Annotated in this window: 26 protein-coding genes; 7 read left to right on the forward strand and 19 right to left on the reverse strand. The window is 70.0% G+C overall.

Features of this window, described 5'->3' with window-relative positions; genetic code table 11:
• Positions 1 to 92: 92 nt before the first annotated feature.
• Complete coding sequence (locus tag VF584_07855) at positions 93 to 1,301, forward strand: SufS family cysteine desulfurase (protein HEX8210086.1); 1,209 nt, start codon at positions 93 to 95, stop codon at positions 1,299 to 1,301.
• A gap of 25 nt (positions 1,302 to 1,326) precedes the next feature.
• On the opposite strand, the gene VF584_07860 is transcribed toward VF584_07855, so the two are convergent.
• The 3 genes from VF584_07860 to rocF form a co-directional block, all read right to left on the reverse strand.
• Positions 1,327 to 1,782, reverse strand: coding sequence for a hypothetical protein (locus tag VF584_07860; GenBank protein ID HEX8210087.1), 456 nt, complete (start codon positions 1,780 to 1,782; stop codon positions 1,327 to 1,329).
• A gap of 28 nt (positions 1,783 to 1,810) precedes the next feature.
• Positions 1,811 to 2,341, reverse strand: coding sequence for a dihydrofolate reductase family protein (locus VF584_07865; GenBank protein ID HEX8210088.1), 531 nt, complete (start codon positions 2,339 to 2,341; stop codon positions 1,811 to 1,813).
• 71 nt (positions 2,342 to 2,412) lie between these two features.
• Positions 2,413 to 3,321 carry an arginase gene (gene rocF, locus VF584_07870; protein HEX8210089.1) on the reverse strand — a complete coding sequence of 303 codons (909 nt, stop codon included), beginning with the start codon at positions 3,319 to 3,321 and terminating at the stop codon, positions 2,413 to 2,415.
• Between the two features lie 203 nt (positions 3,322 to 3,524).
• On the opposite strand from rocF, the gene VF584_07875 reads away from it, so the two are divergent.
• A complete protein-coding gene (locus VF584_07875; GenBank protein HEX8210090.1) occupies positions 3,525 to 4,136 on the forward strand; it encodes a hypothetical protein in 612 nt (203 codons plus the stop codon).
• A complete protein-coding gene (locus VF584_07880) occupies positions 4,105 to 5,049 on the forward strand; it encodes a hypothetical protein (GenBank protein HEX8210091.1) in 945 nt (314 codons plus the stop codon). Before VF584_07875 ends, VF584_07880 begins: the two co-directional genes overlap by 32 nt.
• A gap of 119 nt (positions 5,050 to 5,168) precedes the next feature.
• Here VF584_07880 and glgX read toward each other — a convergent pair whose 3' ends face one another.
• Positions 5,169 to 7,304 carry a glycogen debranching protein GlgX gene (gene glgX / locus VF584_07885; protein ID HEX8210092.1) on the reverse strand — a complete coding sequence of 712 codons (2,136 nt, stop codon included), beginning with the start codon at positions 7,302 to 7,304 and terminating at the stop codon, positions 5,169 to 5,171.
• A gap of 148 nt (positions 7,305 to 7,452) precedes the next feature.
• Here glgX and VF584_07890 point away from each other — a divergent pair, with 148 nt between their 5' ends.
• Complete coding sequence (locus VF584_07890; protein ID HEX8210093.1) at positions 7,453 to 8,265, forward strand: PAS domain-containing protein; 813 nt, start codon at positions 7,453 to 7,455, stop codon at positions 8,263 to 8,265.
• 82 nt (positions 8,266 to 8,347) lie between these two features.
• Here the strand turns inward: VF584_07890 and VF584_07895 are convergent, their stop codons facing one another.
• A complete protein-coding gene (locus VF584_07895) occupies positions 8,348 to 8,572 on the reverse strand; it encodes a PLD nuclease N-terminal domain-containing protein (protein HEX8210094.1) in 225 nt (74 codons plus the stop codon).
• 176 nt (positions 8,573 to 8,748) lie between these two features.
• On the opposite strand from VF584_07895, the gene VF584_07900 reads away from it, so the two are divergent.
• Positions 8,749 to 9,918, forward strand: a complete 1,170-nt coding sequence (locus VF584_07900; protein ID HEX8210095.1) for a hypothetical protein — start codon at positions 8,749 to 8,751, stop codon at positions 9,916 to 9,918.
• A gap of 203 nt (positions 9,919 to 10,121) precedes the next feature.
• Here the strand turns inward: VF584_07900 and VF584_07905 are convergent, their stop codons facing one another.
• The 3 genes from VF584_07905 to VF584_07915 are packed head-to-tail and all read right to left on the reverse strand — an operon-like array spanning position 10,122 to position 12,536.
• On the reverse strand, positions 10,122 to 10,985 hold the full coding sequence (locus tag VF584_07905; protein HEX8210096.1) for an NAD(P)H-binding protein: 864 nt from the start codon (positions 10,983 to 10,985) through the stop codon (positions 10,122 to 10,124).
• Between the two features lie 32 nt (positions 10,986 to 11,017).
• Positions 11,018 to 11,428 (reverse strand): DoxX family protein, encoded by a 411-nt coding sequence (locus tag VF584_07910; GenBank protein HEX8210097.1) that lies wholly within the window; start codon positions 11,426 to 11,428, stop codon positions 11,018 to 11,020.
• 55 nt (positions 11,429 to 11,483) lie between these two features.
• A complete protein-coding gene (locus VF584_07915) occupies positions 11,484 to 12,536 on the reverse strand; it encodes an LLM class flavin-dependent oxidoreductase (GenBank protein HEX8210098.1) in 1,053 nt (350 codons plus the stop codon).
• Between the two features lie 253 nt (positions 12,537 to 12,789).
• On the opposite strand from VF584_07915, the gene VF584_07920 reads away from it, so the two are divergent.
• Entirely contained in the window at positions 12,790 to 13,230 is a 441-nt protein-coding gene (locus VF584_07920; protein ID HEX8210099.1) for a helix-turn-helix domain-containing protein, read from the forward strand.
• Between the two features lie 79 nt (positions 13,231 to 13,309).
• On the opposite strand, the gene VF584_07925 is transcribed toward VF584_07920, so the two are convergent.
• A complete protein-coding gene (locus tag VF584_07925) occupies positions 13,310 to 13,570 on the reverse strand; it encodes a hypothetical protein (GenBank protein ID HEX8210100.1) in 261 nt (86 codons plus the stop codon).
• Between the two features lie 72 nt (positions 13,571 to 13,642).
• A complete protein-coding gene (locus VF584_07930; GenBank protein HEX8210101.1) occupies positions 13,643 to 14,494 on the reverse strand; it encodes a hypothetical protein in 852 nt (283 codons plus the stop codon).
• Positions 14,495 to 14,736: 242 nt separating this feature from the next.
• Here VF584_07930 and VF584_07935 point away from each other — a divergent pair, with 242 nt between their 5' ends.
• Positions 14,737 to 17,322 (forward strand): BamA/TamA family outer membrane protein, encoded by a 2,586-nt coding sequence (locus VF584_07935; protein ID HEX8210102.1) that lies wholly within the window; start codon positions 14,737 to 14,739, stop codon positions 17,320 to 17,322.
• Between the two features lie 293 nt (positions 17,323 to 17,615).
• On the opposite strand, the gene VF584_07940 is transcribed toward VF584_07935, so the two are convergent.
• The 9 genes from VF584_07940 to VF584_07980 form a co-directional block, all read right to left on the reverse strand.
• Positions 17,616 to 18,446 (reverse strand): GNAT family N-acetyltransferase, encoded by an 831-nt coding sequence (locus tag VF584_07940; protein HEX8210103.1) that lies wholly within the window; start codon positions 18,444 to 18,446, stop codon positions 17,616 to 17,618.
• Positions 18,443 to 19,342: a class I SAM-dependent methyltransferase gene (locus tag VF584_07945; protein ID HEX8210104.1), complete on the reverse strand. Its 900-nt coding sequence runs from the start codon at positions 19,340 to 19,342 to the stop codon at positions 18,443 to 18,445. The genes VF584_07940 and VF584_07945 overlap by 4 nt, the downstream gene beginning before the upstream one ends.
• Before the next feature lie 16 nt (positions 19,343 to 19,358).
• On the reverse strand, positions 19,359 to 19,982 hold the full coding sequence (locus VF584_07950; GenBank protein HEX8210105.1) for a hypothetical protein: 624 nt from the start codon (positions 19,980 to 19,982) through the stop codon (positions 19,359 to 19,361).
• An 89-nt stretch (positions 19,983 to 20,071) separates the two neighbouring features.
• Positions 20,072 to 20,356: a hypothetical protein gene (locus VF584_07955; GenBank protein HEX8210106.1), complete on the reverse strand. Its 285-nt coding sequence runs from the start codon at positions 20,354 to 20,356 to the stop codon at positions 20,072 to 20,074.
• Positions 20,357 to 20,383: 27 nt separating this feature from the next.
• On the reverse strand, positions 20,384 to 20,536 hold the full coding sequence (locus VF584_07960) for a hypothetical protein (GenBank protein ID HEX8210107.1): 153 nt from the start codon (positions 20,534 to 20,536) through the stop codon (positions 20,384 to 20,386).
• Positions 20,537 to 20,604: 68 nt separating this feature from the next.
• Positions 20,605 to 21,537: a signal peptidase I gene (lepB, locus tag VF584_07965; protein ID HEX8210108.1), complete on the reverse strand. Its 933-nt coding sequence runs from the start codon at positions 21,535 to 21,537 to the stop codon at positions 20,605 to 20,607.
• 55 nt (positions 21,538 to 21,592) lie between these two features.
• Positions 21,593 to 22,240: a hypothetical protein gene (locus VF584_07970; protein ID HEX8210109.1), complete on the reverse strand. Its 648-nt coding sequence runs from the start codon at positions 22,238 to 22,240 to the stop codon at positions 21,593 to 21,595.
• Positions 22,241 to 22,321: 81 nt separating this feature from the next.
• Positions 22,322 to 22,576 (reverse strand): hypothetical protein, encoded by a 255-nt coding sequence (locus VF584_07975; protein HEX8210110.1) that lies wholly within the window; start codon positions 22,574 to 22,576, stop codon positions 22,322 to 22,324.
• Positions 22,577 to 22,629: 53 nt separating this feature from the next.
• Positions 22,630 to 22,764, reverse strand: a 135-nt coding sequence (locus VF584_07980) for an IS701 family transposase (protein ID HEX8210111.1), incomplete at its 5' end; no start/stop codon positions are given.

The following is a 22,764-nucleotide window of genomic DNA, read 5'->3' on the forward strand; positions in this document are numbered from 1 at the left end:
AGAACCCGTAGGGGCGCGATTCATAGCGCCTGCGCTTGCCCCGACTCGACCGCTGGGGGGGTCGTGCAGATTCGCATCAGCCAAGGGCGACGATGGCATCGCTCAACGTAGAGAAGATCCGCGAGGACTTTCCCGTGCTGCAGCGCAAAGTGCACGGGAAGCCGCTGGTGTACCTGGACAACGCGGCCAGCAGCCAGAAGCCGCAGGTGATGATCGACCGGATCGCAAAGATCTACGGGGAGGAGTATGCTCGCGCGGAGGAGGGGCACACCCTCAGCAAGGAGGCGACGAAGACCTTCGAGGACACCCGCAAGCGCGTGGCGGAGCTGATCAACGCGGCGAGGCCGGAGGAGGTCGTCTTCTGCCGCGGCGCCACGGAGGCCCTCAACCTGGTGGCGCGCTCCTTCGAGATGGACGGGCTCTCCAGGGGCGACGAGATCCTGCTGACCGAGATCGAGCACCACTCCAACATCATCCCTTGGATCCAGGCCGCGCGCGAGACCGGCGCGCACGTCCGCGCCGTGCCCATCGACGCGGCGGGGGACGTGGACCTGGAGCGGCTGGAGGCGATGCTCACCGACCGCGTGAAGGTGCTCGGGGTGAGCCACGTGTCCAACGTGACGGGCGGCGTGCAGCCGGTAAAGCAGATCACGAAGCTGGCCCGGGCGCGCGGCATCCCGGTGCTGGTGGACGGCGCGCAGGCGGTGCCGCACATCCCGGTGGACGTGCGCGACATCGGGTGCGACTTCTACGCGGCGTCAGGGCACAAGATGGGCGGCCCCTCCAGCGTCGGCTTCATGTGGGGGAAGATGTCGATGCTCAGGAAGATGCCGCCGGGCGACGGGGGGTCGCTGATGGTGAAGTCGGTGAGCTTCGACGACTACACCACCATGCCGCCCCCACACAAGTTCGAAGCCGGCGAGCCCGCCTTCAGCGAGGTCGCCGCCTGGGACCCGGCCATCGAGTACTGGCAGAAGCTCGGCCTGGAGAAGATCGCCGCCTACGAGCGCGATCTCGCCGCCTACGCCGCCCTCCGCCTCGGCGAGATCGAGGGCGTGCGCGTGCTGGGCAACCCCGCCGACCGCATCTCCATCGTGTCGTTCGTGGTGGAGGGCCAGCAGCCCAGCGATCTGGAGAAGAAGCTGGACAAGCAGGGGATCGCCGTCCGCGCCGGCAAGCTCGCCGCCGAGCCCCTCCTCCGCGCCCTGGGCGTCAAGGAAGCCGTGCGCGCCTCCTTCGTCTTCTACAACACCTTTGAGGAAGCGGACGCCCTCGCCGCCGCGCTGCGCAAGATCGCGTGAACGGAAGTGCGTGAGTGCTGCGGGATCAGGGGACTTCGATGATCCGCTTGGCGCGGTACGCCTCCAGGTGGACGACCCTCCCGCCTCGCAGTCCGATGCCCACGGCGAGGCGTTGTCCTCCGGTGAGGTAGCTCTGGTTGTACCGGCCCCAGATGCCGCGATCGCAGTCCGCACAGTTGTAGCCGAGCCACTCGTAGAGCGAGGCAGGGAACACCTCCACGGAGAATCCTTCCCACATCAGCGTGCTGACCGCGGTCTGCTGCGAGGAGCCGAGCGGCACGTGCGCCAGCACGACCGGGCTCACGTAGATGGCCCCTCCCGTGGATGGCACCCCCGGCGCCGTCAACATCTCGCGGACCAGCCCGCGCCCATCAAGGATGTGCTGGCGCGCGTAGTACGTCACAAAGAGCAGCAGCGCGGCAAGCACCCACCACCTCGCCGCGCCCTTTCTGCGCCCATCACCGGCATCGTCCTCTCGCATTGGCTTCCCCATCCCGCGAGTGGCTGGATCAAGCAGGAACGTAGGTCAGCCTGATCACATCCTCGTCGATCCGATCATGAGCGACGAGGCGGAGCGGCGGCCGCGGTCCGGCGAAATATGGCTTCCCGTGACCAAGCACGACCGGGTGCAGGTAGATCCGATACTCGTCGATCAGGCCAAGCTCGGTGAGGCTTTGCGCCAGCTGCGGGCCAGCAACTTCGATCTCCCCATCGCGCTCCGCCTTCAGCTCGCGGATCGCGCCCTCAAGATCATCCCCAACGAGCGTGGCGTTGGGGCCGACCGAACTCAACGTGCGCGAGACGACCCATTTCGGCTGGTTCCGCCAAGCCGCCGCGAAGGCGTGTTCGTCTGCATCCCATCCAGGCTGATCGTCGTCCCAGTAACGCATGATCTCATACATCTGGCGCCCGTACACACTGCCCGCCTGCCCCAGAGCCTCCTCGATGAAGTGGCGGAAGAGCGTGGGGCTTGGGCCAAACGCCATATGGTCGACGTAGCCGTCCAGGGACTGATTCATTCCGAACACGAGCTTAGCCATACCGACTTTCATCCTTGCGCGGGCACATCCGCAGCGGTTCTGAATTGTGTTCATGCAACCGGTTGTAACCCTTACACCGTCCCCCACACCCGCTTCCCGAGCGCCGAAAGCGCCAGCTCCACCGCCAGGTCCGCGGTGGCGTTGCTGCGGTCGAGGATGGGGTTTACCTCCACCAGGTCCAGGCCCACGATGCGGCCCGTCTCGGCGAGCATCTCGGCGGCGAGGTGGGCTTCGCGGTAGGTGAGGCCGCCGGGGACCGGGGTCCCCACGCCGGGGGCGTACATCGGGTCGATGACGTCCAGGTCCAGGCTCACGTAGATGCCGTCCGTGCCCAGCGACGCGCTGTCGATGGCGCGGCGGATCACCTCGCCGATCCCGTAGCGGTCGACGGCCTCCATGGAGTACACGGCGATCCCCGCGTCGCGCATCAGGTCGCGCTCGGTGGTGTCCAGGTCGCGCGCGCCCACCACGGCCACGTTCTTGGGGAGGATCTTGGGCGTGGACTCGGCGGTGCCGCCCACCGTCACCAGGTGCTCGTGCCCGATCCCGCAGAGCGCCGCCAGCGGCATCCCGTGGATGTTGCCGGTGGGGCTGGTCTCGTGCGTGTTGAAGTCGCCGTGCGCGTCCAGCCAGATCAGCCCCAGGTTGCGCCCCCGCGCCGCCCCGGACACGCTCCCCATCGAGATCGAGTGGTCGCCGCCCAGCACCAGAGTCACCGCTCCCTGGCGGGTGCTTTCCGCCACCTGGTCCCCCAGGCGCTGGCACACGGAGAGGATGGGCTCCAGGTACTTGAGCTTGGGGTCGCCGGTCTGCAGTGTCTCGCTGGGCGGCACGCCGATGTTGCCCCGGTCCGTCACTCGGTGCCCCAGCACCTCCAGCCGCTCCTGCAGCCCCGCGTACCGGATCGCGCTCGGCCCCATGTCCACACCCCGGCGCCCCGAGCCGAAGTCCATCAGGGCGCCTACGATCTCCAGATTCATCGCTCCTCGTGCGGTCCGTGTTCTTAGCTGTCGCGCCATCAAATTGGCGGGGCGGCACTCCGCGCGCCAGCGCTTGCACGCTATCCGTTTCGCCGGTGAATGACGGTGGAGCGCCCGCCACGTGGAGCCCTCTGGACCTTCGTTTGATTTACTCTTATAGTAATTGTGTGGAACGATAAGCGTAACTCACAGGAACGCTGAACGTGGAAAAAGAATTCCAAGGCGACACTCTGGGACCACTGGCCAAGGCGCTCCAGGCCCTCGGCGCATTTCTGGAGGCGCAGGGGCACCCAGAATACCTGGTCGTTGTTGGGGGTGTGGCGATGAATCTGCGCGGATTCACCGCCCGCGGGACCTCGGATGTGGACGTGATCGCCCGAGGGGTGCCCGCCGTTGGGGGTGGGGCCGCGGTGCTCTTTACGCCCGAGCCACTGTCGGACGTACTGGAGGCGGGGATCCGGCGCGTCGCGCGAGACTTCGGGTTAGACGCCGATTGGATGAACACCGTCGTGGCGAAGCAATGGCTTGCCGGGATGCCTCCGGGGCTCGCCGAGGATCTGGAGTGGCATCACTTCGGGGGCCTGCACATCGGAGTCCCGGGCCGGGAGGCGATGATCGCGCTGAAGCTGTTTGCGGCCATGGACCGTGGGCCCCGCAGCGTCCACATGCAGGACCTGATAAGGTTGGACCCCGACGCGGACGAGCTCGACCGCGCCGCGGCGTGGGTTGCCTCGCAGGACGCCAGTGATGTCTTCCACGCCCAGATTCCGGAGGCGCTCGAACATGTCCGAAAGCACCAGGGACGCACTCGCTAGCCGGGCGCAGGAGACCGCCCTCAAGGCGGTGTGGGCCCAGTGGGGCGTGCTCAACCCCATGCTCCTTGGGGGCGGCGCGAAGCAGCCGTCGAGCATGCTGGACCCGGAGGCGCTCGTACTCGCCTCTTTGGGTCTCTGGGAGGCGGAGCGCCGCCTGGTGGACGTGCTGGCCTGGTGGGCGCCGCGCGGAGCGACGCTGATGAGCACACGACGGACGGACACGCTGCGGGCCGGCTTCCCCGCGCACGTCGCGGGCCGGCTGGACCAGTTTGGGAGCTGGGCCCACGAGGGCGGCGACCCGCGCTGGAAGGGGAAGGGAACCGGGGAGGTGACGGTACGCGCCGGCAAAGGTCCATCGGAGCTGGGGCTGAACGGTCCCGGAACGCTCCTGCTGCGCCTGCGCGCCGGTTTTGGAGTGAGCGCCAAGCCTGACGTGCTCGCCTTCCTTCTCGCGCTGGACGGAGTGCCCGCCGCCCCGAAGGAGATCGCCCGCGCGGTGGGGTACGCCGGCAAGAACGTGCGTGTGGCGGCCCGTGACCTCGTGCTCGGCGGATTCCTGGACGAGCGGGATTCTTACCCCGTCGAATACGCGGCGCGCCCCGGGTTCGCACGCGGGTTCATCCGCCTCCTCTCGTGGGAGAACTCCCCCGGCGTAGGGGTACCCGCCTGGAACCACTGGGCTGCCGTGTACGCTTTCCTCCTCTCGGTAGCCGCCTGGGGCGAGGCAGACGGCCCCACGAACGGATACGTCCTGAGCTCGCAGGCGCGCGATCTGTTCGAGCGATACAGCTGGGTCTTCCGGAGCGCGGAGCTACGGGTCCCGGACCCGAACCGCTACCCGGGCGAACAATACCTCGGCGCGTTCAGCGATACGCTCGATGCCCTGTCCGCCTGGCTTGCTGGGCGCCCGTAGTCACGAACCACCCGCCCGGTACCAACGCCCCCTCTCCTGATAACGGCGAGGGCGCAGCCCTCTCCCGTTATCGGGAGAGGGGGCAGCGAGGAACGAGCGGGGGTGAGGGCCCCGTCCCCCTACCGCTCCTCCAGCCTCCGCAGCACCATCATCGACCGGCCGGGCATCTCCAGCGACGACTCGGGGGCCTGCTTGCGCCCCTCCTGCTCCGCGGCCGGGCGGCTGGTGTCTACCATCACCTCCCAGTTCGCCGGGGTGGGGGTGCCCGGCAGCGTGAAGGCGGCGGGCTCCGGGGCGCCGTTGAAGAGAAGGAGAAAGGTGTCGTCCACCACCCGCTCCCCCTGCTCGTCCCACTCCATCATCGCGTCGCCGCCCAGCAGGATGCCGAACGCGCGCATGTCGCTGTTCCACTCCTCGTCCTCCATCTCCTGGCCGTCCGGGCGCAGCCAGCGGATGTCCTCCAGCTCCGATCCGCGGATCTTGCGGCCCTGGAAGAAGTGGCGGCGCCGGAAGACCGGGTGCTCGCGCCGCAGGGTGGCCACGCGGCGCGTGAACTCCAGCAGGTCCTGGTTGCGCTCGTCCAGGTCCCAGTGCAGCCACGAGATCTCGTTGTCCTGGCAGTACGCGTTGTTGTTGCCGTTCTGCGTGCGCCCCATCTCGTCGCCGCCGCAGATCATCGGCACGCCCTGCGACAGGAGGAGCGTCGCCAGGAAGTTGCGCTTCTGCTTCTCGCGCTCGGCAAGGATCGCCGGGTCGTCGGTGGGGCCCTCGGCGCCGAAGTTGTAGGAGATGTTGTGGTCGTGGCCGTCGCGGTTCTCCTCGCCGTTGGCCTCGTTGTGCTTCTCGTTGTACGACACCAGGTCGTGCAGCGTGAAGCCGTCGTGCGCGGTGATGAAGTTGATCGATGCGTACGCCTTGCGCCCGTCGTTGCCGTACAGGTCGCTGGAGCCGGTCAGGCGGTACGCCATCTCGTTGATCGTTCCCGGCTCGCTGCGCCAGAAGGTGCGCACGTCGTCGCGGTACTTGCCGTTCCACTCCGTCCACAGCACGGGGAAGTTCCCCACCTGGTAGCCGCCCTCGCCGATGTCCCACGGCTCCGCGATCAGCTTCACCTCGCTGAGCACCGGGTCCTGGTGGATCACGTCGAAGAACGACGACAGCCGGTCCACGGCGTGCTCCTCGCGCGCCAGGGTGGACGCCAGGTCGAAGCGGAAGCCGTCCACGTGCATCTCCTGCACCCAGTAGCGCAGCGAGTCGTTGATCAGCTTGATGACCTGCGGGTGGCGCGCGTTCAGCGAGTTGCCCGTCCCCGTGTAGTCCATGTAGAAGCGGGGATCGTCCTTCATCAGCCGGTAGTACGTGGGGTTGTCGATCCCCTTGAACGACAGCGTCGGCCCCAGGTGGTTCCCCTCGGCGGTGTGGTTGTACACCACGTCCAGAATCAGCTCGATGCCGGCCGCGTGCAGCGCCCGCACCATCTCCTTGAACTCGTTCACCTGCCCGCCGCGGTCGCCGCTCCCGGAGTAGCGCGCGTCCGGCGAGAAGAAGTTGAGGGTGCTGTACCCCCAGTAGTTGGTCAGCCCCTTGTCGATCAGGTACCCGTCGTCCACGAAGTCGTGGATGGGGAGCAGCTCCAGCGCCGTGACGCCGATGGACTTGAGGTGCTCTACGACGGCCGGGTGCGCCACGCCGGCGTAGGTGCCGCGCAGCTCCTGGGGCACGTCGGGATGAAGGGCGGTGAGCCCTTTGACGTGCGCCTCGTAGATGACCGTGCGGTGCCACGGGGTGCGGGGCCGCCGGTCGCCCTTCCAGTCGAACGCGGGGTCCACCACGATGCCGCGCGGCATCTGCGCGGCGCTGTCCCGCTCGTCGCGCGCCATGTCCTCGCCGGGGTCGCCCAGCGGGTAGCCGAAGACCTCCGGCGCCCAGGCCACCTTGCCGGCCACGGCGCGCGTGTAGGGGTCCAGCACGAGCTTGTGCGGGTTGAAGCGCAGCCCCTGCGCCGGCTCGTACGACCCCTCCACGCGGAAGGCGTACGGCTGCCCCGGCTTCAGCCCCGGGATGTAGCCGTGCCACACGTGCGCCGTGGTGTCGCGCAGCCGCACGCGCGCCGTCTCCACCGTGTGGTCCGCGGGGTCGAAGAGGCAGAGCTCCACGTCCGTCGCCTTCTCGGAGAAGAGGGCGAAGTTGACCCCCTCGCCGTCCCACGTAGCACCCAACGGGGAGCGTGTCCCCGGCAATACCTTGATGTCCACTGGTCACTCCGTTGATCGATTCCATCCCGCCGCTGCCGGACGCGGGGTGATGGCAAGTCGGGGGCCGGACCGGCGACACCCTTGCCCCGGACGCCTTGCGGCGGCAACTTCGCGTCTCCGCGTGGGCCACGAAGTCAAAGGGACCGAGATGAAGATCGAAGACGCGCTCGAGCACGTGTCGGACGGCGTGGTCGGGCTGGACGCGGAGTTCCGCGTGGCGTACGCCAACGGGCGCGCCGAGCTCCTGCTGGGAAAACGGAGCGTGGACCTGGTGGGGCAGGGGTGGTGGGAGATCTTTCCCTACCTGGTGGGCTCCCCGGCCGAGCGGGACCTGCGCGCGGTGGCCACGGGGCGGCTGGCCCGGCACTTCAAGGTCTTCCATCCGCCGCGCTACGCCTGGCATGAGGTGACGGCCGTCCCCTCCGGCGACGGCATACTCCTGGTGATGCGCGACGTCACCGACGTGACCCGCGCGCGCCAGCAGGAGACGGTGCGCGAAGCGGTGCGCGAGGTGATCGACCTGGCGCCCGTGGCCATCAGCGTCATGCGCGGCCCCGACCACCGCGTGGAGATCATGAACCAGTTCTCCCGGCAGCTGCTGGGTGGCCGGGACCTGGAGGGGAGGACGGTGCGCTCGGTGCTCCCGGAGCTCGAGGGGCAGGGGCTGTTCGAGATCCTGGACGGCGTGTACACCTCCGGCGAGCCGTTCCAGGGCAGCGAAGTTCCCATTGCCTTCGACCGTGTGGGCGACGGAACGATGTACGAGGGTTTCTTCAACTTCAGCTACCAGCCCCTCTTCTCGGTGGACGGCCAGGTGAACGGCGTGCTCAGCGTGAGCGTGGAAGTCACCGACCTGGTGCTGGAGCGCTCACGCCTGGAGCAGCGCGCGGCCGAGCAGGAAGCGGTGCTGGCCCGGCTTGGCGGCGGCGCGGCCGCGGCGGACGGGGAGGGGCCGGGTTGAGCTACGCGCGGTCTCCTGCTGGCCTCACGCAGAGGCGCAGAGACGCAGGAGATTCACACGGCAGCGCGTTGCAATAGCGGGATCAACGGCCGAGCTCGGACCTCCGCTGCGGACGCCGCACGACGAGGTAGAGCAGAGCTCCCAGCACCGGCGCCAGGAGGATGGCGAGCGCCCACGCGATCTTGGTGTTTCCCTCGCTGCTCTCCTTGACCAGGCACTCGTACAGAGCCCAAGGCCACAGCAGGAACACGCTGCTGAACATCGCCATCACCAGGATCATCTCCATAAACCCCAATCCAAACGGCATGGCTCCCTCCTGTATTGGCGCGCCCATCCCGAGTTGACGAGTGCATCTCCCGCGCGCCATGTAACGCGGGATTCAAGCCAGTTCCTGCGGGTAGGAAGAAGCCCCTCCATTGCGCCTCCCACCCGCCCCCCGCAGCTTGCCTCGGCACCCACACTCCCCAGCCGAAGGCATGCCCGATGGACGACCCGACCTGGTGGATCGATGCGCTGATGGCACCGGGCGGGCAGGAGCTGATGGCGGAGCTCGCCGCGGAGCCGCTGACCGCCGCCAACGAGATCCGCCTGATCACGCGGCTGCGCGAGAGGCATCCGCCGGAGCTCGTCCCGGTCGCGGTGGGCCAGGCCAGGCTTCGCGCGCGCGCCCGCGCGAAGTTCACCCACGCGGACCGGATGTACTTCACCGCGCCCGCGCTGGAGCAGGCGTCCACCGAGCGGATGGCCCGCAACCACGCGCGCCGCTACGCCGGCTTCGACCGCATGGCCGACCTGTGCAGCGGCATCGGCGGCGACCTCATCGCGCTGGCGGAGGGGCGCTCGGTGCTCGCCGCCGACCTGGACCCGGTCCACAGCCGCCTCGCCTGCATCAACGCGGAGGCAAACGGCGTGGGCGCGGCGGTGGAGTGCGTGTGCGCCGACGTGCGCGACCTCTCGCTCGACGGCATCCCCGCCGCCTTCGTGGACCCCGCCCGCCGCGCCGGCGGCCGCCGCTTCCAGACGGGGAGCGGCGAGCCGTCGCTGGAGTGGTGCTTCGACCTTGCCGCCCGCGGCACCGCGCTCGGCATCAAGGCCGCCCCCGGCCTCCCACTGGAGCTGGCGCCGGACGGCTGGGAGGTGGAGTTCGTGTCCGAGGGCGGCGAGCTCAAGGAGTCCGTGCTCTGGTCACCCGCCCTGGCCACGGTGGCCCGCCGCGCCACCCTCCTCCCCACGGGCGACACGCTGGTGCCGGAGGACGGCCCCGCGGTCGAGGTGCGCTTGCCCGGTGACTACCTGATCGACCCCGACCCGGCGGTCACGCGCTCCAGCACGGTGGAGGAGCTGGCGCGCTCCCTGGGCTGCTGGAAGATCGACGAGCAGATCGCCTTCCTTTCATCGGACCGCGACGTGCGCACCCCGTTCGGGCGCACGCTGCGGGTGGAGGCGTCGCTGCCCTGGAACCTGAAGCAGCTCCGCCACGTGCTGCGCGAGGCGGGCATCGGCGTGGTGGACATCCGCAAGCGCGGCTCGGCGGTGGACGTGGACGAGATCCAGCGCAAGCTCAAGCTCGCCGGCGCCCGCAGCGCCACCGTCGTCCTCACCCGCGTCTCCGACCGCCCCTGGATGCTCGTCTGCACCGATCCGCCCCGGTAGTTCCGCGACAACAGGCCTCACGCAGAGGCGCGGAGACGCAGGAGAGAACAGCAACTGCATGGCTCACACAGAGCCACAGAGCCACAGAGAAAACCGCATCAAGGTTTTCTCCGTGGCTTTCAGTTCCTTCTGTGGCCTCTGTGTGATGCCTTTCTCTGTTGTTCTCTCCCTGCGTCTCTGCGCCTCTGCGTGAGACAAGCCGGTCAGAATGCACGCCGGTTTCCACTAAACGCGCCTCGAAGCAGATCCCGCAGTGCACGCGGCTTCCGCCCAGCGAGGCGCTCCACGTCGCCGGTGACGATGTCGAAGCCGCTCTGGACGAACTTCTCCTGGATGGAGAGGACCACGCCGACGACCGGCGCGGGCAGCCCCGCCCCCTCCATCCCCTGGCGCAGCACTGCCTGCGGCAGCGCGGCGAACGAGAACGGCTGCCCGGACGCCTCGGCCACCAGCGCGGCCCGCTCGACGCCGCTCAGGGTCTCCGGCCCCGTCGCGTTGTAGATCGCGCCCTCATGCCCCTCGCCGGCCAGGATGCCGGCCGCCGCCGCGGCCACATCCTCGCGCCAGACGAACGCCACCCGGTTCTCGCCGAGGCCAGTCAGCACGCCGCCCTGGAGGGACATCTGCGCCTCCTGCAGGAACGCCTCGGCGTAGTAGTTCATGCGGAGGATCGTCCAGCGCGGCGCGGCGCGCATCAGGTGCTGCTCGGCGGCCCAGTACGATGCGTAGATGTCCGGCTCCTCCGCCGCGCGCGTGCCCGCCGACGACATCAGCACGATGTGCCCGACTCCCGCCGCCACGGCCGCGTCGATGGCCGCGAGCGACTGCCCCGCCCGGCGTCCGGGGCCCATCTCCCCGGTGGGAATGATCAGCACCCGGTCCAGCCCCGCGTACGCGGCGGCGAGCGTCTCCGGCCGATCGTAGTCGCCCATCCGTCCCTCCACGGGGGCGGTGACCCGCTCCGGAGAGCGGGAGATACCCACGACGTCGTGTCCGCCCCGGCGAACGAGCTCCGCCACGGTGGCCGCGCCGAGCTGACCGCTCGCCCCGCTGATTCCGATCCGCATGTTCGGTCTCTCTTTCCGGTTCTGTGTGTTGGTCAGGCCCGCGGCACGATGCGCGCCGGGCCCGAGCGCCCCCACGCCACGAACGCGGCGAGGAGCGCTGGGATGAGGTTGAAGGCGAGCACGCTGGCCTCGCCGCGCGTGACGTGAAAGGCGGCGGCGAGCAGCATGACCACCGCCAGTCCGGCCGCCGCCAGCGGCGTAAGCCACGGCTTGATCCGGGTCGCCGCCGGCAGGATGAGGCCGGCGGCGCCGGCAAGCTCGGCGAAGCCGATGAAGCGCGCCATCCACACGGGGACGTCGGTGATCCACGGCGACGACTGCGCGGCCTCGGCGATCGGATTCAGGCCGTGGTTGATGCCGGCCATCACGAAGAAGGCGGCCAGGAGCAGCTGGACTACCCACAGGGTGACGTGGAGCGCGCGGCTCCGGGGTTCGGTGTGCATGGACATGGTCCGTTTGGTCGTGATGCGGGGTTGATCTCGTGGAGTGCGGCGGCGTTCACCACCCGTCGAGCGCCTTGCGGAGCTGGGGAAGCACGCGGGTACCGAGCAGCTCGATGCTCCTGAGGAAGGCGGCGTGCGGCATCCCGCCGACGTCCATCTGCAGGATCTGCCGGGAGTGGCCGAGGATCTCGTGCACGTGGAGGATGCGCTCCGCCACCTCGTTCGGTCCGCCGGCGAAGACCATCCCCGAGCGCTCCAGATCGCGCTCCCGGCCCGCGGGCGCCCGCCCCCGCCGGCCGATCTCCGCCATCCCGGTCTCGAACATCCGAAGCTCGTGCTCCAGGTAGGTCCGCTTCGCCTCGCGGTCGTTCTCGCCCACGAACCCGTGCACGGCGACCGCGACCTCGGCTGCGTCGGCGGGGTGGCCGGCCTCTGCCCAGGCATCGCGGTACGCGCGGCCGTACTGCGCCCAGTGCTCCGGCGTGCCGCCCAGGATGCCGAGGAACATCGGCAGGCCGAGCTCCACCGCCCGCATCACCGACGCGGGGCTGCCGCCGGTGCCCAGCCAGATGCGCAGCGACTCTTCCGGGCGGGGAACGACGAGCAGATCCTCCAGCGGGCGGCGCCGGTGCGGGCCGCTCCAGCGGACGCGCTCATGGCGGTTCAGCTCCAGCAGCAGATTCAGCTTCGAGCCGAAGAGCATGTCGTAGTCGCGCTCGTCCTGATCGAAGATCTCGAAGGTGATCGCGGACGACCCGCGCCCGGCGACGGCGTCGATGCGGCCGGGCGCGATCGCCGCGGCCGTGGCGAGCTGCTGGAAGACGCGGATCGGATCGTCGCTGGAGAGCACCGTCACCGTCGTCCCAAGCCTGATCCGCTTCGTGGACGCCGCGGCCGCCGTCACGAGCGACGTGGGCGAGGAGACCGGCATCGAGCGGGTGTGGTGCTCGCCGAAGCCGAAGTAGTCCAGCCCGGCTTCCTCGGCGAGCTGCACCGCCTCCAGGGCGTCGCGGATCGCCTGCGCCGTGGGACCGTAGCCGCCGCCCTCGGTGCGGGGCGTGTTGCCGAACGTGTAGACGCCGAGCTCGAACCGCTTCACGCGTTCCATGACCATCGTCTCAGTCCCTCAGGACCGCGGCACCGCGCCATTCGCGGGCGCAGCCGGGTTCGGTGACGGGTCGCGGATCGAACTCGAAAGGGATGTATGTCTTCAGTTCGCGCACGTTCGGTGTCATATTCCTCCCGGTACGTTGGTACAGATTAGGCTTTAGGTTCCGATAAGTAACCTTTGAAATATACAGGTGGATCGGGCACGTGTGGAAGTACGCACGTGCATGTGCGTCGGTAACCTCGAGGGAACCATGACCATGACGACGAACGCCGCCCCGGCCCCCCGGCACGGAGCATCCGCGCCGGCGCCGCCGACCGGCCACGAGCCGATGGGCTGCCGCGCCCACGAGGTCCTCGCCCGCGTGGGGGACAAGTGGTCGGTGTACGTGATCTACGAGCTGTCCGCGGCGGGAACGCTGCGCTTCAGCGAGCTCAGGAAGCGGGTCGAGGGGATCAGCCAGCGAATGCTGACCGTGACGCTCCGCAGCCTGGAGCGGGACGGGCTGGTCTCACGGGCGATGTACCCGGAGGTGCCGCCGCGCGTGGAGTACTCGCTGACGCCGCTCGCGACCACGCTCCGCGAGATCGTCCAGCAGCTGGTGGAGTGGTCGCAGTACCACCTGCCGGAGATCGACGAGGCTCGCGCTCGCTACGACCGGCAGGTGCCGGGGTGGGCGGCGGCGGACGAGTGAGCCGTACCCGACTCGCCGAGTCGTCAGCCGGGTACGGGAAATTCGCTGCTCCCTCCCGCCCTCCGTGTGATGCTGTTCCTTACGCAGCCTCGGCGTGCTCGCGCTGCCGGCCGACGGCGGGGTGCAGCTGCAGCACCGGCGTGGGCGTCGGAGCGATCGGCGCGACCGTCGCGGGCTGGCTCGCGCGGGCCGCGGCGCGGAGGATCACCACCAGGAGCATCGGGAGGGCCATCACCGCCATTACCGCCAGGTAGACGCAGAAACCCGCCGCGGCGAAGATCGCCAGAGTCGCCCTCACCACGAAGCTCACCTCGTTCCGCTCAGCGCCGTGCTCGTGCATCGTACCGTCTCCCGGACTTTGTATGTGTATGCCGGGGCGGCCCTTCGCGGCCGCCCACGTGATTGATGTCGCTCAGCGGACCGTGATCTGGCGCACCATTCCGTGCGCCACGTGCGGCTTGCCGTCGCCCGCGTCGGGCACCATGCAGAGGAGCGCGTACTCGCCCGCCGTGAAGTCGGCGGTCACGTCGTTGGAGACGCCCCGGCTGAGGAAGGTGGTGCCGCCGATCGGCTCGCCCGGAGGAGGCCCCTGCATCTTCTCCAGCCACGCCAGCATGTCGCCCGCGTTCTTCCCCGGGGCCAGCTGCACCAGGATCAGCTCGTGCGGCTGCGCGGCGGCGTTCTCCACGCGGATGGTGCGCCGCCCGGCGGCGATCTCCGGCCTGATCTCGTACGAGTAGTCGCGCAGCGTGATCCGCGCGTCCGGCGCCGCGGCGCGCGCCTGGTTCGAGGAGGGCGTCACCGTCAGCGGCTTCACCATTCCCTTCATCACGTGCAGCACCCCGTCGTTCGAGGGGATGAAGCAGACGAGCGCGTAGCTGCCCGGGGCGAGGTCCACCGTCGCCTGCGCCTGCTTGCCGGGCACCGGCGTGTTGGGCCCGCCCACGAACGTCGCCCACCGCGGCGGCGGACCCCCGGCGTGCTTCATCCCCTCCATCAGCTCCTGCACCGTGTGCCCCTCGGCGATCTTGACGAGCTGCACGTGGTGAAGCTCGGGCCCGCGGTTGACCAGGTTGATGGTGGTGAGGCCGGCGGGGATGCTGGCCGGCGCCTGGAAGGCGAAGTCGGATGCGGTGATCGTCACCACGTTGGCGGTGGCGCGGGCGGCCGGGGCGTTCTCGCGGGCGTCGCCGTCCGAGGTGCACGCGGCGGCGGAAAGGAGGAGCGCCGCGGAGGCCAGGGTGGTCCAGGAAGAGTTTCGCATGGGGGTCGCTTCCGTTTTGCGGGTTCAGCGCTCATCGGGCACCCTGCCCGCGAGGTGACGGAAGAGTACGCCGCACGGCCCCCCACCTGAATCGGTCAAATGACCGGGGTCGCCTGACCCGGGTCGTTCGACCCCGGTCAAACTACCCGTGTGGCGCGGGCGCTTCCGAACAATCTTGGGGCACGAACGGCCGGTGCACCCCGCACCCCCCATTCCCGACCCTCGACATAAGGACGCGAACCATGTCTCCCACCTCGTTCGCCCGCTCGGCTCGCCTCGGCCTTCTGGCCGCCATCGCTCCCGCCGGCCTCGCCGCACAGAGCATCGCCATGGCGGAGAACGGCGGCACCAGCGCCCCCGCGCCCCGCGCCGCCCTCACCGCCGAGGCCGTGCCCGGCGCCGCCTACCGCGCCGGCCGTGTGCAGCGGATGGTGCTGGGGACGGGGTACCGCACGCTGTGGGCGACGCCGGCCTCGGTCGAGGTGCTGGACGTCGCGAGCTACGCCGGCGGCCTGACCCCCACCCGCACCGGCGGCGACTTCAGCACCCGCTCGCTCCGCTTCCGCGGCGCGGACGGGCTGGAGTACGTCTTCCGCCCGGTGGACAAGGACGTGACGCAGGGGCTCCACCCCCACCTCAAGAACACGATGGTGGATCGCGTGGTGCAGGACCAGGTGAGCGTGGCGCTTCCGGGCGCGGTGCTCGTCGCCTCCGCCCTGCAGACGGCCGCCGGGGTGCGGCACGCGCCGCCGCGGCTGGTGGTGCTGCCGGACGACGCGTCGCTGGGTGCCTTCCGCGCGGAGTTCGCGGGGCGGCTGGGGACCATCGAGGAGCGGCCGGGCGACACCTTCGGGGGCGCCGCGGCGGTGGAAGCGACGGAGGAGATGCTGTCGGCGCTCGCCACCGGCCCCGCCCACCGCGCGGACGCCGAGGCCTACCTCAACGCCCGCCTGCTGGACGTGGTGATGGGGGACTGGGACCGGCACGACGGCCAGTGGCGCTGGGCCCGCTTCGACCGCGGCGGCACGCAGCTGTGGACCCCCATCGCCCGCGACCGTGACAACGCCTTCTCGCGCCACGGCGGCCTGGTGGCCACGTTTGGCCGCGGCATGATGCCCAAGCTGGTGACCTTTGACAGCACGATGGCGGGGCTGCGCGGCCTCACGGACAACGCGCAGCACCTCGACCGTCAGCTCCTCTCCGGGCTCTCCAAGGAGACGTGGGACGCGACGGTCCGCTCGCTCCAGGCGCGCCTGACCGACGCCGCCATCGACGAGGCGGTGCGCCGCCTTCCGGGCGAGCACTACTCGCGGGCCGGCGCCACGCTGGCGTACACCCTCCGCGCCCGCCGCGACCAGCTGCCGACCGTGGCGGACGCCTTCTACCGCCAGCTCGCCGAAGTGGTCGACGTGCACGCCACCGACGCCTCGGAGCGCGTCACGGTGGAGCGCATGGCGGACGGCGCCGTGCTGGTGAAGGTGGCCCCGCGCACCGGTGGCGAGCCCACCTTCAGCCGCCGCTTCGCCCACGGCGAGACGCGCGAGATCCGCATCCACCTGGCCGGCGGCGACGACGCGGCCATCGTGACCGGCGCGGCCCCCATCACCCCGCTGGTGCGCGTCATCGGCGGCGCGGGCGACGACACGCTGCGCGACGAGTCGCCGGCCGCCGCGGGGCGCCGCACCGTCTTCCACGACAGCGAGGGCACCAACGCCATCGCGGCGGGGACCGGCGCCCGGGTGGACACGCGGGCGTACACCAGGCCGGTCCGCGCCCGCTCCTTCGACAACCCGGAGGCGGAGCAGGACCGCGGCACCACCCGCTCCTTCGGCCCGCACCTCGGCTACACGGCGGACGCCGGCCCCATCGTGGGCGGCGCCATGACCTGGACGACCCGCGGCTTCCGCCGCGAGGGCTTCGCGCAGCGCCAGCGGATCCGCGCCGAGTTCGCGCCGATGCAGACCGGCTTCGCGCTCGACGTGCAGCACATCGGCCGCGGCATGGACGGCACCTCGCTCCTGGTGCACGCCCGCGCCTCGCAGATCGACCCCTTCCGCTTCCACGGCTTCGGCAACGAGACCGCCAACGACGGCCCGCGCGACCGCTACCTGGTGGACCAGACGGTGGTGACGCTGGAGTCGGAGGTCGGGAAGGAGCTGGGCTCGGGGCTGCGGCTGGGTGTGGGCCCGGCGGTGCGCTACCGCAGCGCCAGCGCGGACGAGGACACCCCCTTCTTCATCGTGGCGCCGCTGGGCACGGACGCCTACACCACCGCCGGCCTGCGCTCCACCATGGAGTGGGACGGGCGCGACGCGGCGGCCTTCCCCACGCGCGGCGGCTGGGCGCGGGTGACGGCCGAGGGGCACCGCGGGATGGGTGGTGACGTGGGCGGCTTTGGGCGGGCGCGCGGCGAGGGCGCGGCGTACCTGCCGGTGATCCGCGGCACCACGCTGGCGATGCGTGCCGGCGGCGAGCGGGTGTGGGGCGAGTTCCCGGTGCAGGAAGCGGCCTTCCTGGGCGGCGGCGAGTCGCTGCGCGGCTTCTCCCGCAAGCGCTTCGCAGGCGACGCCGCGGTGTGGGGGAACGCGGAGCTGCGCGCCTCGCTGGGCACGGCCAACCTGGCGGTGACGCGCGGCAACCTGGGCGCCATCGTCCTGGCCGACGCGGGCCGCGTGTACTTCGACGGCCGCTCCGAGGGCGGCTGGCACCCCACGTACGGCGGCGGCCTGTACTTCTCGATGCTGGACCGCGCCTACACGGGCACCATCATCGCCGCCCGCGGCGAAGACGGCTGGAAGGCATACGTGAAGCTCGGCCTCCCGTTCTAAGGGCCCTCTCCCCGCTCGTCACCTCGCTGCCCCTCCCCCAAACTGCTGGGGGAGGGGCAGTTTGCGTGCATTCGCGCCGGCGGCGCGGTGCGGCGCGGATGCAGGCATGGGCAGCCAAGCGGGGCGGCCCCTACGGAGTCGGTGTGGGGTGCGGAGGTCGAGGCGGGGCGGGGGAGGGCGCGATAAATCGCGCCCCTACCACGGATGCCGTGGCAGGGGCGCAGTTCTCCCCCTCACCCGCCCTGCGCCCCCGCAGGCGGGGGCAGCGAGGAACGAGCGGGGGTGAGGGCCCCCTACGCCCTCCGCAACTGCCACTTGATGCGCGTGTACGCGATGCGGAAGCCCTGCCGCTCGGCGTTGCGCTGCGAGGCGCTTCCAGGCAGGGCGCCCATCATCGCCAGCGGGTAGCCCTGCTCGGCGGCGAAGCGGAGGCGGGCCTGCAGGAGGGCGAGCTGCGCACCCTGCCTGCGCGCCGCGGGGATGGTGCTCGCGCCCGCCAGCAGCGCGACCCCTTCGCCCAGGCTGAGCCCGCCCGCCGCCACCGGCTCGCCGTCCAGCTCGGCCAGGAAGCCGTGGTAGCCCTCGGCGTTGGCGCTGATGCGGCCCAGCGCGAGCATGAAGTCGCCCAGCTCCGGGGCCTCGCTCGCCCACCCCTCCGCCGCGACCCCGGCCCACCGATCCGCCTCTTCCCGGCTGGTGCGCCGCACCGTGAGCCCGGGTGTGCGTGGGCCGCTCAGCTCACCCGCGGTGGGGCGGAAGAGGACGCTCGTGAGCTCGATGGGGTGGTAGCCGCGCGCCGACAGACGGGCGACGAGCGCGGAGTCGGCCAGGGGGCTGACCTCGTGGAACACCGGGGCGCCGCGGCCCTCAAAGAACGCCTCGATGCGCGCGAGATCCTCGTCACCGGCCTCCGCGAAGAGGCCGAGCCCAAAGGTCTGCGTGAGCGGCGACTCCACGCCGTCGAACATCGCGTACGCGCCCGCCGCCTCCATCCACGTGGCGCCGCTGGCGGGGTCGAGCCGCGCGCGCGCATCCACGAACGCCGCGTTGGCGCGCCCCTCGGTGCGCTCCAGCCTTCGCGCCAGCTCCAGATCGGCGAAGGGATAGCCGTCCGAGTGCGTCATCTTGGATCGACAGGGTAGGTCGCGGCGCCGGGCCCGCCAGGGGAGCCGGTGCGGCGCAGCAGGAGGAAGCGCTGGAAGCGGCGGATCTCCTCCCTTTTCTCCCTGGGGAGGAAGCGGAATACGATGCGGCGGAACCACGTCCCCCGCATCTCGCGGCGCAGGCGGCGCGCCTCGTCCACCGTGCTGCGCCAGAGCTCCTCGCGCCAGCCAAAGGGCTCGAAGAAGGCGGGGCCAACCGCCGGGGCGAAGCGAAAGGGCGCGTTTCCCCGGCCGAGCTGCTTCCCCCAGCGCTTCGTCGCCAGCTCCAGCATCATTGGCGACGCGAGGTCGGTAAGCCACCACTGGAAGGCACTTTCCGCGGCCAGCGCCGAGGCGAGCGCACCCACTTCCTCTTCGCCCAGGTAGATGAGGAGCCCCTCCGTGACCACGAGCGCGCTCCGCGAATCCCGCCCCAGCCGTGAGAAGAGGGCCGAGCGCTCCGCCTCCACGGTCAGGTCGCAGGGCGCGGTTTCGTAGCGGCACCGCGGCGTCTCGCTCCGCATCACCTCCATCTTGTGCGACAGGATTCCCTGCAGGTCCACGTCCACCCAGCGCAGCCCGGCGGGAAGCTCCAGCCGCCAGGCGCGCGTGTCCAGCCCCGCGGCCAGGTTCAGGACGAGGTCGATCTCGTGCTCGCGGACGGTATCGCGGATCATCTCGTCCAGCGCGGCCGTGCGCACGATCATCGCCCACGCCAACGCGGCGGCGCCCGGAAGCTCGCGCACGATCTCCTCGCCCTTCACCCCCGCCAGGCGCCGCGCCCACGGGTCGCGGAAGTGCGCGTCCGGCCGCTCCGTCTCCATCGCGCGGTACACGGCCACCCAGCGGGCCGTGTCCGACACGTTCTCGATGCTCATGCGGACCCGGGGCGGGCTACTCGCAGACGACGCGCGCGTTCTCCACCCGCACCGTCTTGGCGGTCATCAGGGAGTAGCGGTTGGACAGCAGGAGGCGGAAGCGGCCCTTCTGGCGGAGCGGGACTTCGATGGTGCTGGCGGAGGTGCGCCCGCTCTCGTACAGCGCCGCGGGCTTGATCCCGTTGTGCCAGTTGGAGCTGCCGTCCTCGTCCAGCAGGTACACCTCCACGTCGCGCTGCCCCCCCTCCAACCCCTGCACCCGCGCGCGAAAGGTGCACGGGCGCGGGTCGGATACGGCGAACGCGGTGTCGAAGTGCTCGCCCGGCGGCAGGTTGAGCGCGTCCTCGTTGAGCACACTGACGACCAGCGGCGGCGGGGGCGGAGGCGGTTTGGGTGCGGCAGCAGGCGCGCGCGAAGCCGCGGCGGGGGCGGCGAAGGCACTCGCCATCTTCCCGTCGAGCGCCCCGCCCATTCCCGCGTACAGCAGCGCGCCCACGAAGCAGAACGCGCCGAAGCCCGCCCCCAGCTCGACCGCGCGGGCCGTCGCGAGCGAAAGAGGCGCCTGTACGGTGCGCCCGCAGTGCCTGCACACCACGGCGGCGCGCTGGATCTGTTCGGCGCAGAAAGGGCACTGCTTCATGGAACTACCAGTTCAGGGTTCAGCATGCGGACGCGAGCGCCCGCCGTCGAAAGGTAGGCACGGGGATGGAGGAGGTCCAGTGATCCTCGTCAATCCCGCACGACGAAGTGGAGCATCGCGCCGGGGGGCGGTCCCTCGTGTCCGTCACGGAACAGCCGGGAGACGGTGAATGTCACGTGTCCCAGGCCGGCGCGGACACCGCGAATCCCGGCGTCCGTCATCGTTACGGACCCTCCGCCCCCGATCTGCACGTCGTATGTCGCAAGCGGTCCGAGCGGCTCGCCCGCCGAGTCGATCACCACCAGGGGAAGGGTCTCGAGCGGTAGGACGTCACCCACCCGCAACCGCACCGTATCGGAGGTCGCGCGGAGCACCGCGGCCCGCCGTGCGCGCGCACGGTCCTACGCGAGGACGTTCGCGTCGATCTCGGTGATGACCGTTCCAACCTCAATCCGGGTTTCCGTCGTCACTTCCGCCGCATCGCGGCTCGCCGGACGCGCCGGGGCGCACGCCGCGGCCGTCAGGGACAGCAGTACGAGTCCAGTTGCGCGCATGTTTCCGCCTCTGCTGAGTGAATCAGGCTGCAGCGATCGAGTTTGCGCTCGTCGGCGGATCGGGACGCTCATTCGATGCCACGCCCGAGCCGGCTCCACCTGTACTCGCCTTCCACCGCGTCTCGCGAGAAGTAGATCCAAACCGGCCGCTGCCGGATTCCATCGCCAGGCACGAAGCCGATGTAGCGGCCGTCCAGGGAGTTGTCGCGGTTGTCGCCCAGGAGGAGGTACTGCTGGTCCGGCACGACGAGGGGTCCCCAGTTGTCGCGCGTCGGTTGGTATGCCGGATGAGGATACGCCAGGAACTCCTCCTGCCAATCCATCCGCTCGTCACTCGGCTCCGTCGCGGGATCGATGTGCTGGACGTACGGCTCGCGTCGCGGCCGGCCGTCGATGAACAGCACCTTGCGCCGCATCTCCACGGTGTCGCCGGGGACCGCCGCGACGCGCTGGATGTAGGCCCCGTCGGGGGTCTGAAAAACCACGGGGATTCCGCGGCCGATCGACCCGGTTCGTATCGGCACCGTGAGCATGTAGTCGCCGGGCAGGAGGGTCGGCTCCATCGCGGTGCTCGGAATGGAGAACGCCTGTGCCACGTGACCAACGATCGCGCCGTGGACCAGCGGCTGGAGGACGACACCGGCGAGCCAGATCCCCACGTAGACGTACCAGCGGTTGTACCACTTTCCCCAGAACGGATTCCTGGCTGATGCGGCCGCGCGGTACGCATCCGCCCCCAAGCCCAGTATAACGGCGAACGGAACCAGGATGAGGAGAACGCGAAGCGAGGGAACGCGCACGAACATGGAAAGGAAGACGGCCGCCACCGCCGCCATCAAACCGCCGAGCACCAGAGCGAGCCCGCGCCTTCCGCGCCCGGCGTACACGTGCCCCAGCCCCGGACCGATCAGCGAGAGCACGGCGGCGACCCACCCGTGGCGCCGCGGCAGGGATCGCCCAAAGAGTGGTTCGTCAGCGTTCTCAGGCGTTGGGGCGTTCATGCCAGCAGCGTTTGGGGATTGATGGCGCTCGGAGGCGCGTGAGCGCTCCCGACCTTTAGAACTGTTGGAAAGTGTCGTGGCTCCGGAACCGTCTCCACTGCGCGCGCACGAACTCGCCGAACGTCCGGGGTGCGGACGCGTAAGCCGCGTCGAGCTGCATCTCACCGCCGAATCCGGCACCGCGCGGGCGGCTGGAGCCGCGGGCGGCGAACTTTTGCGCGCCCTCGTGCATGATGAGCTTGAGCGTGGCGGGACTCACGTCGCTGCGGCACGCGAGCAGGTACATGAACGAGCTCTCCGCCACCCCGTCCGCGTCCAGGTCGGTGACCGCGATGCTCTCCGGGAGGAACCCCGCGTACAGGTCGAACTCGCAACCGCGCTCGAAGTCGACGGTGCGCCAGAGCAGCGATACGGCGGCTCCTCGCCTGACGTAGTGGTAGGCGTACACCTCCGCGTCCGAGCACAGTGCCTGGTCTGGCGGGCACGCTCTGCCCGAAAGCTTGCCCGTCTGGGTAAGGATCAGCGTGTTCTCGCCGAGCCGGTCCGTCCAGCGCTTCGCCGCCACGGGCCTCCCTTGGTGCGGCATCGTTTGCGGGATCGATCGGACGGCGACGTTCTGGACCGGGAACGACGAGGGCCTCGCCTGTGCCGACGCGGGGCCGGCGAGCAGGGTGGTCAGGAGGAGGGGAAGTGTGGCGCGCATGAGCGTTCTTACGTGTGCGAAGTCGAAGGTCAGGACGAGAATTGCCAATACGGATTCAGGTTCACCTATGCCAGTTGACCGTTATCGCGCGTCGGATTTGCGTTGCGCGTCGTGAGTCGACCCCTGCTTGTAAACGACCGCAAGTTCCTCCGGCATCGGCGGGACCAGCGCGTACCAATCGAAGTTGAATACACCCTCTCGGTCAGCGTTCAGGTCGGCGTCGGTTAACCCTTCACCTGGCAAGCCCGTCGTTTGGTTCACCACCAGCACGGTTAACGGTGGCAATTGGTGCTGACGACAGTAATGCATCAGGTGACCAAGCGGATGCGCCAGCACGCCCGCTCCCTTAAAGCCGAGCCTCCGCGCAAGTATCCCATAAGTTATAGGACTTACGCAGTTGCCCCCAAAGTGAAGCTGGGCTGGGCGAGATAGGTACGCACGGCGTTGCGCGTGATACTCACCTTTGCTTCGACCCAGCTCATTCCGGTGGCGATGCGGTTCCTTTCGAGCCGCAGGAACGCGCG

The organism is Longimicrobium sp., assembly GCA_036389135.1.
Lineage (GTDB): Bacteria > Gemmatimonadota > Gemmatimonadetes > Longimicrobiales > Longimicrobiaceae > Longimicrobium.

Excerpts from the sequence above, each read along its gene's own strand:
- VF584_07895 (HEX8210094.1), bottom strand. The coding sequence starts at position 8,572 with ATGCCGTTTGGATTGGGGTTTATGGAGATGATCCTGGTGATGGCGATG.
- VF584_07880 (HEX8210091.1), top strand. The coding sequence starts at position 4,105 with ATGTCCGAAAGCACCAGGGACGCACTCGCTAGCCGGGCGCAGGAGACC.
- VF584_07945 (HEX8210104.1), bottom strand. The coding sequence starts at position 19,342 with ATGAGCATCGAGAACGTGTCGGACACGGCCCGCTGGGTGGCCGTGTAC.
- VF584_07960 (HEX8210107.1), bottom strand. The coding sequence starts at position 20,536 with ATGCGCGCAACTGGACTCGTACTGCTGTCCCTGACGGCCGCGGCGTGC.
- rocF (HEX8210089.1), bottom strand. The coding sequence starts at position 3,321 with ATGAATCTGGAGATCGTAGGCGCCCTGATGGACTTCGGCTCGGGGCGC.
- VF584_07925 (HEX8210100.1), bottom strand. The coding sequence starts at position 13,570 with ATGCACGAGCACGGCGCTGAGCGGAACGAGGTGAGCTTCGTGGTGAGG.
- VF584_07910 (HEX8210097.1), bottom strand. The coding sequence starts at position 11,428 with ATGCACACCGAACCCCGGAGCCGCGCGCTCCACGTCACCCTGTGGGTA.
- VF584_07940 (HEX8210103.1), bottom strand. The coding sequence starts at position 18,446 with ATGACGCACTCGGACGGCTATCCCTTCGCCGATCTGGAGCTGGCGCGA.
- VF584_07890 (HEX8210093.1), top strand. The coding sequence starts at position 7,453 with ATGAAGATCGAAGACGCGCTCGAGCACGTGTCGGACGGCGTGGTCGGG.
- VF584_07915 (HEX8210098.1), bottom strand. The coding sequence starts at position 12,536 with ATGGAACGCGTGAAGCGGTTCGAGCTCGGCGTCTACACGTTCGGCAAC.
- VF584_07920 (HEX8210099.1), top strand. The coding sequence starts at position 12,790 with ATGACCATGACGACGAACGCCGCCCCGGCCCCCCGGCACGGAGCATCC.
- VF584_07900 (HEX8210095.1), top strand. The coding sequence starts at position 8,749 with ATGGACGACCCGACCTGGTGGATCGATGCGCTGATGGCACCGGGCGGG.
- VF584_07970 (HEX8210109.1), bottom strand. The coding sequence starts at position 22,240 with ATGCGCGCCACACTTCCCCTCCTCCTGACCACCCTGCTCGCCGGCCCC.
- VF584_07855 (HEX8210086.1), top strand. The coding sequence starts at position 93 with ATGGCATCGCTCAACGTAGAGAAGATCCGCGAGGACTTTCCCGTGCTG.
- lepB (HEX8210108.1), bottom strand. The coding sequence starts at position 21,537 with ATGAACGCCCCAACGCCTGAGAACGCTGACGAACCACTCTTTGGGCGA.
- VF584_07860 (HEX8210087.1), bottom strand. The coding sequence starts at position 1,782 with ATGCGAGAGGACGATGCCGGTGATGGGCGCAGAAAGGGCGCGGCGAGG.
- VF584_07930 (HEX8210101.1), bottom strand. The coding sequence starts at position 14,494 with ATGCGAAACTCTTCCTGGACCACCCTGGCCTCCGCGGCGCTCCTCCTT.
- VF584_07865 (HEX8210088.1), bottom strand. The coding sequence starts at position 2,341 with ATGGCTAAGCTCGTGTTCGGAATGAATCAGTCCCTGGACGGCTACGTC.
- VF584_07950 (HEX8210105.1), bottom strand. The coding sequence starts at position 19,982 with ATGAAGCAGTGCCCTTTCTGCGCCGAACAGATCCAGCGCGCCGCCGTG.
- VF584_07935 (HEX8210102.1), top strand. The coding sequence starts at position 14,737 with ATGTCTCCCACCTCGTTCGCCCGCTCGGCTCGCCTCGGCCTTCTGGCC.
- VF584_07905 (HEX8210096.1), bottom strand. The coding sequence starts at position 10,985 with ATGCGGATCGGAATCAGCGGGGCGAGCGGTCAGCTCGGCGCGGCCACC.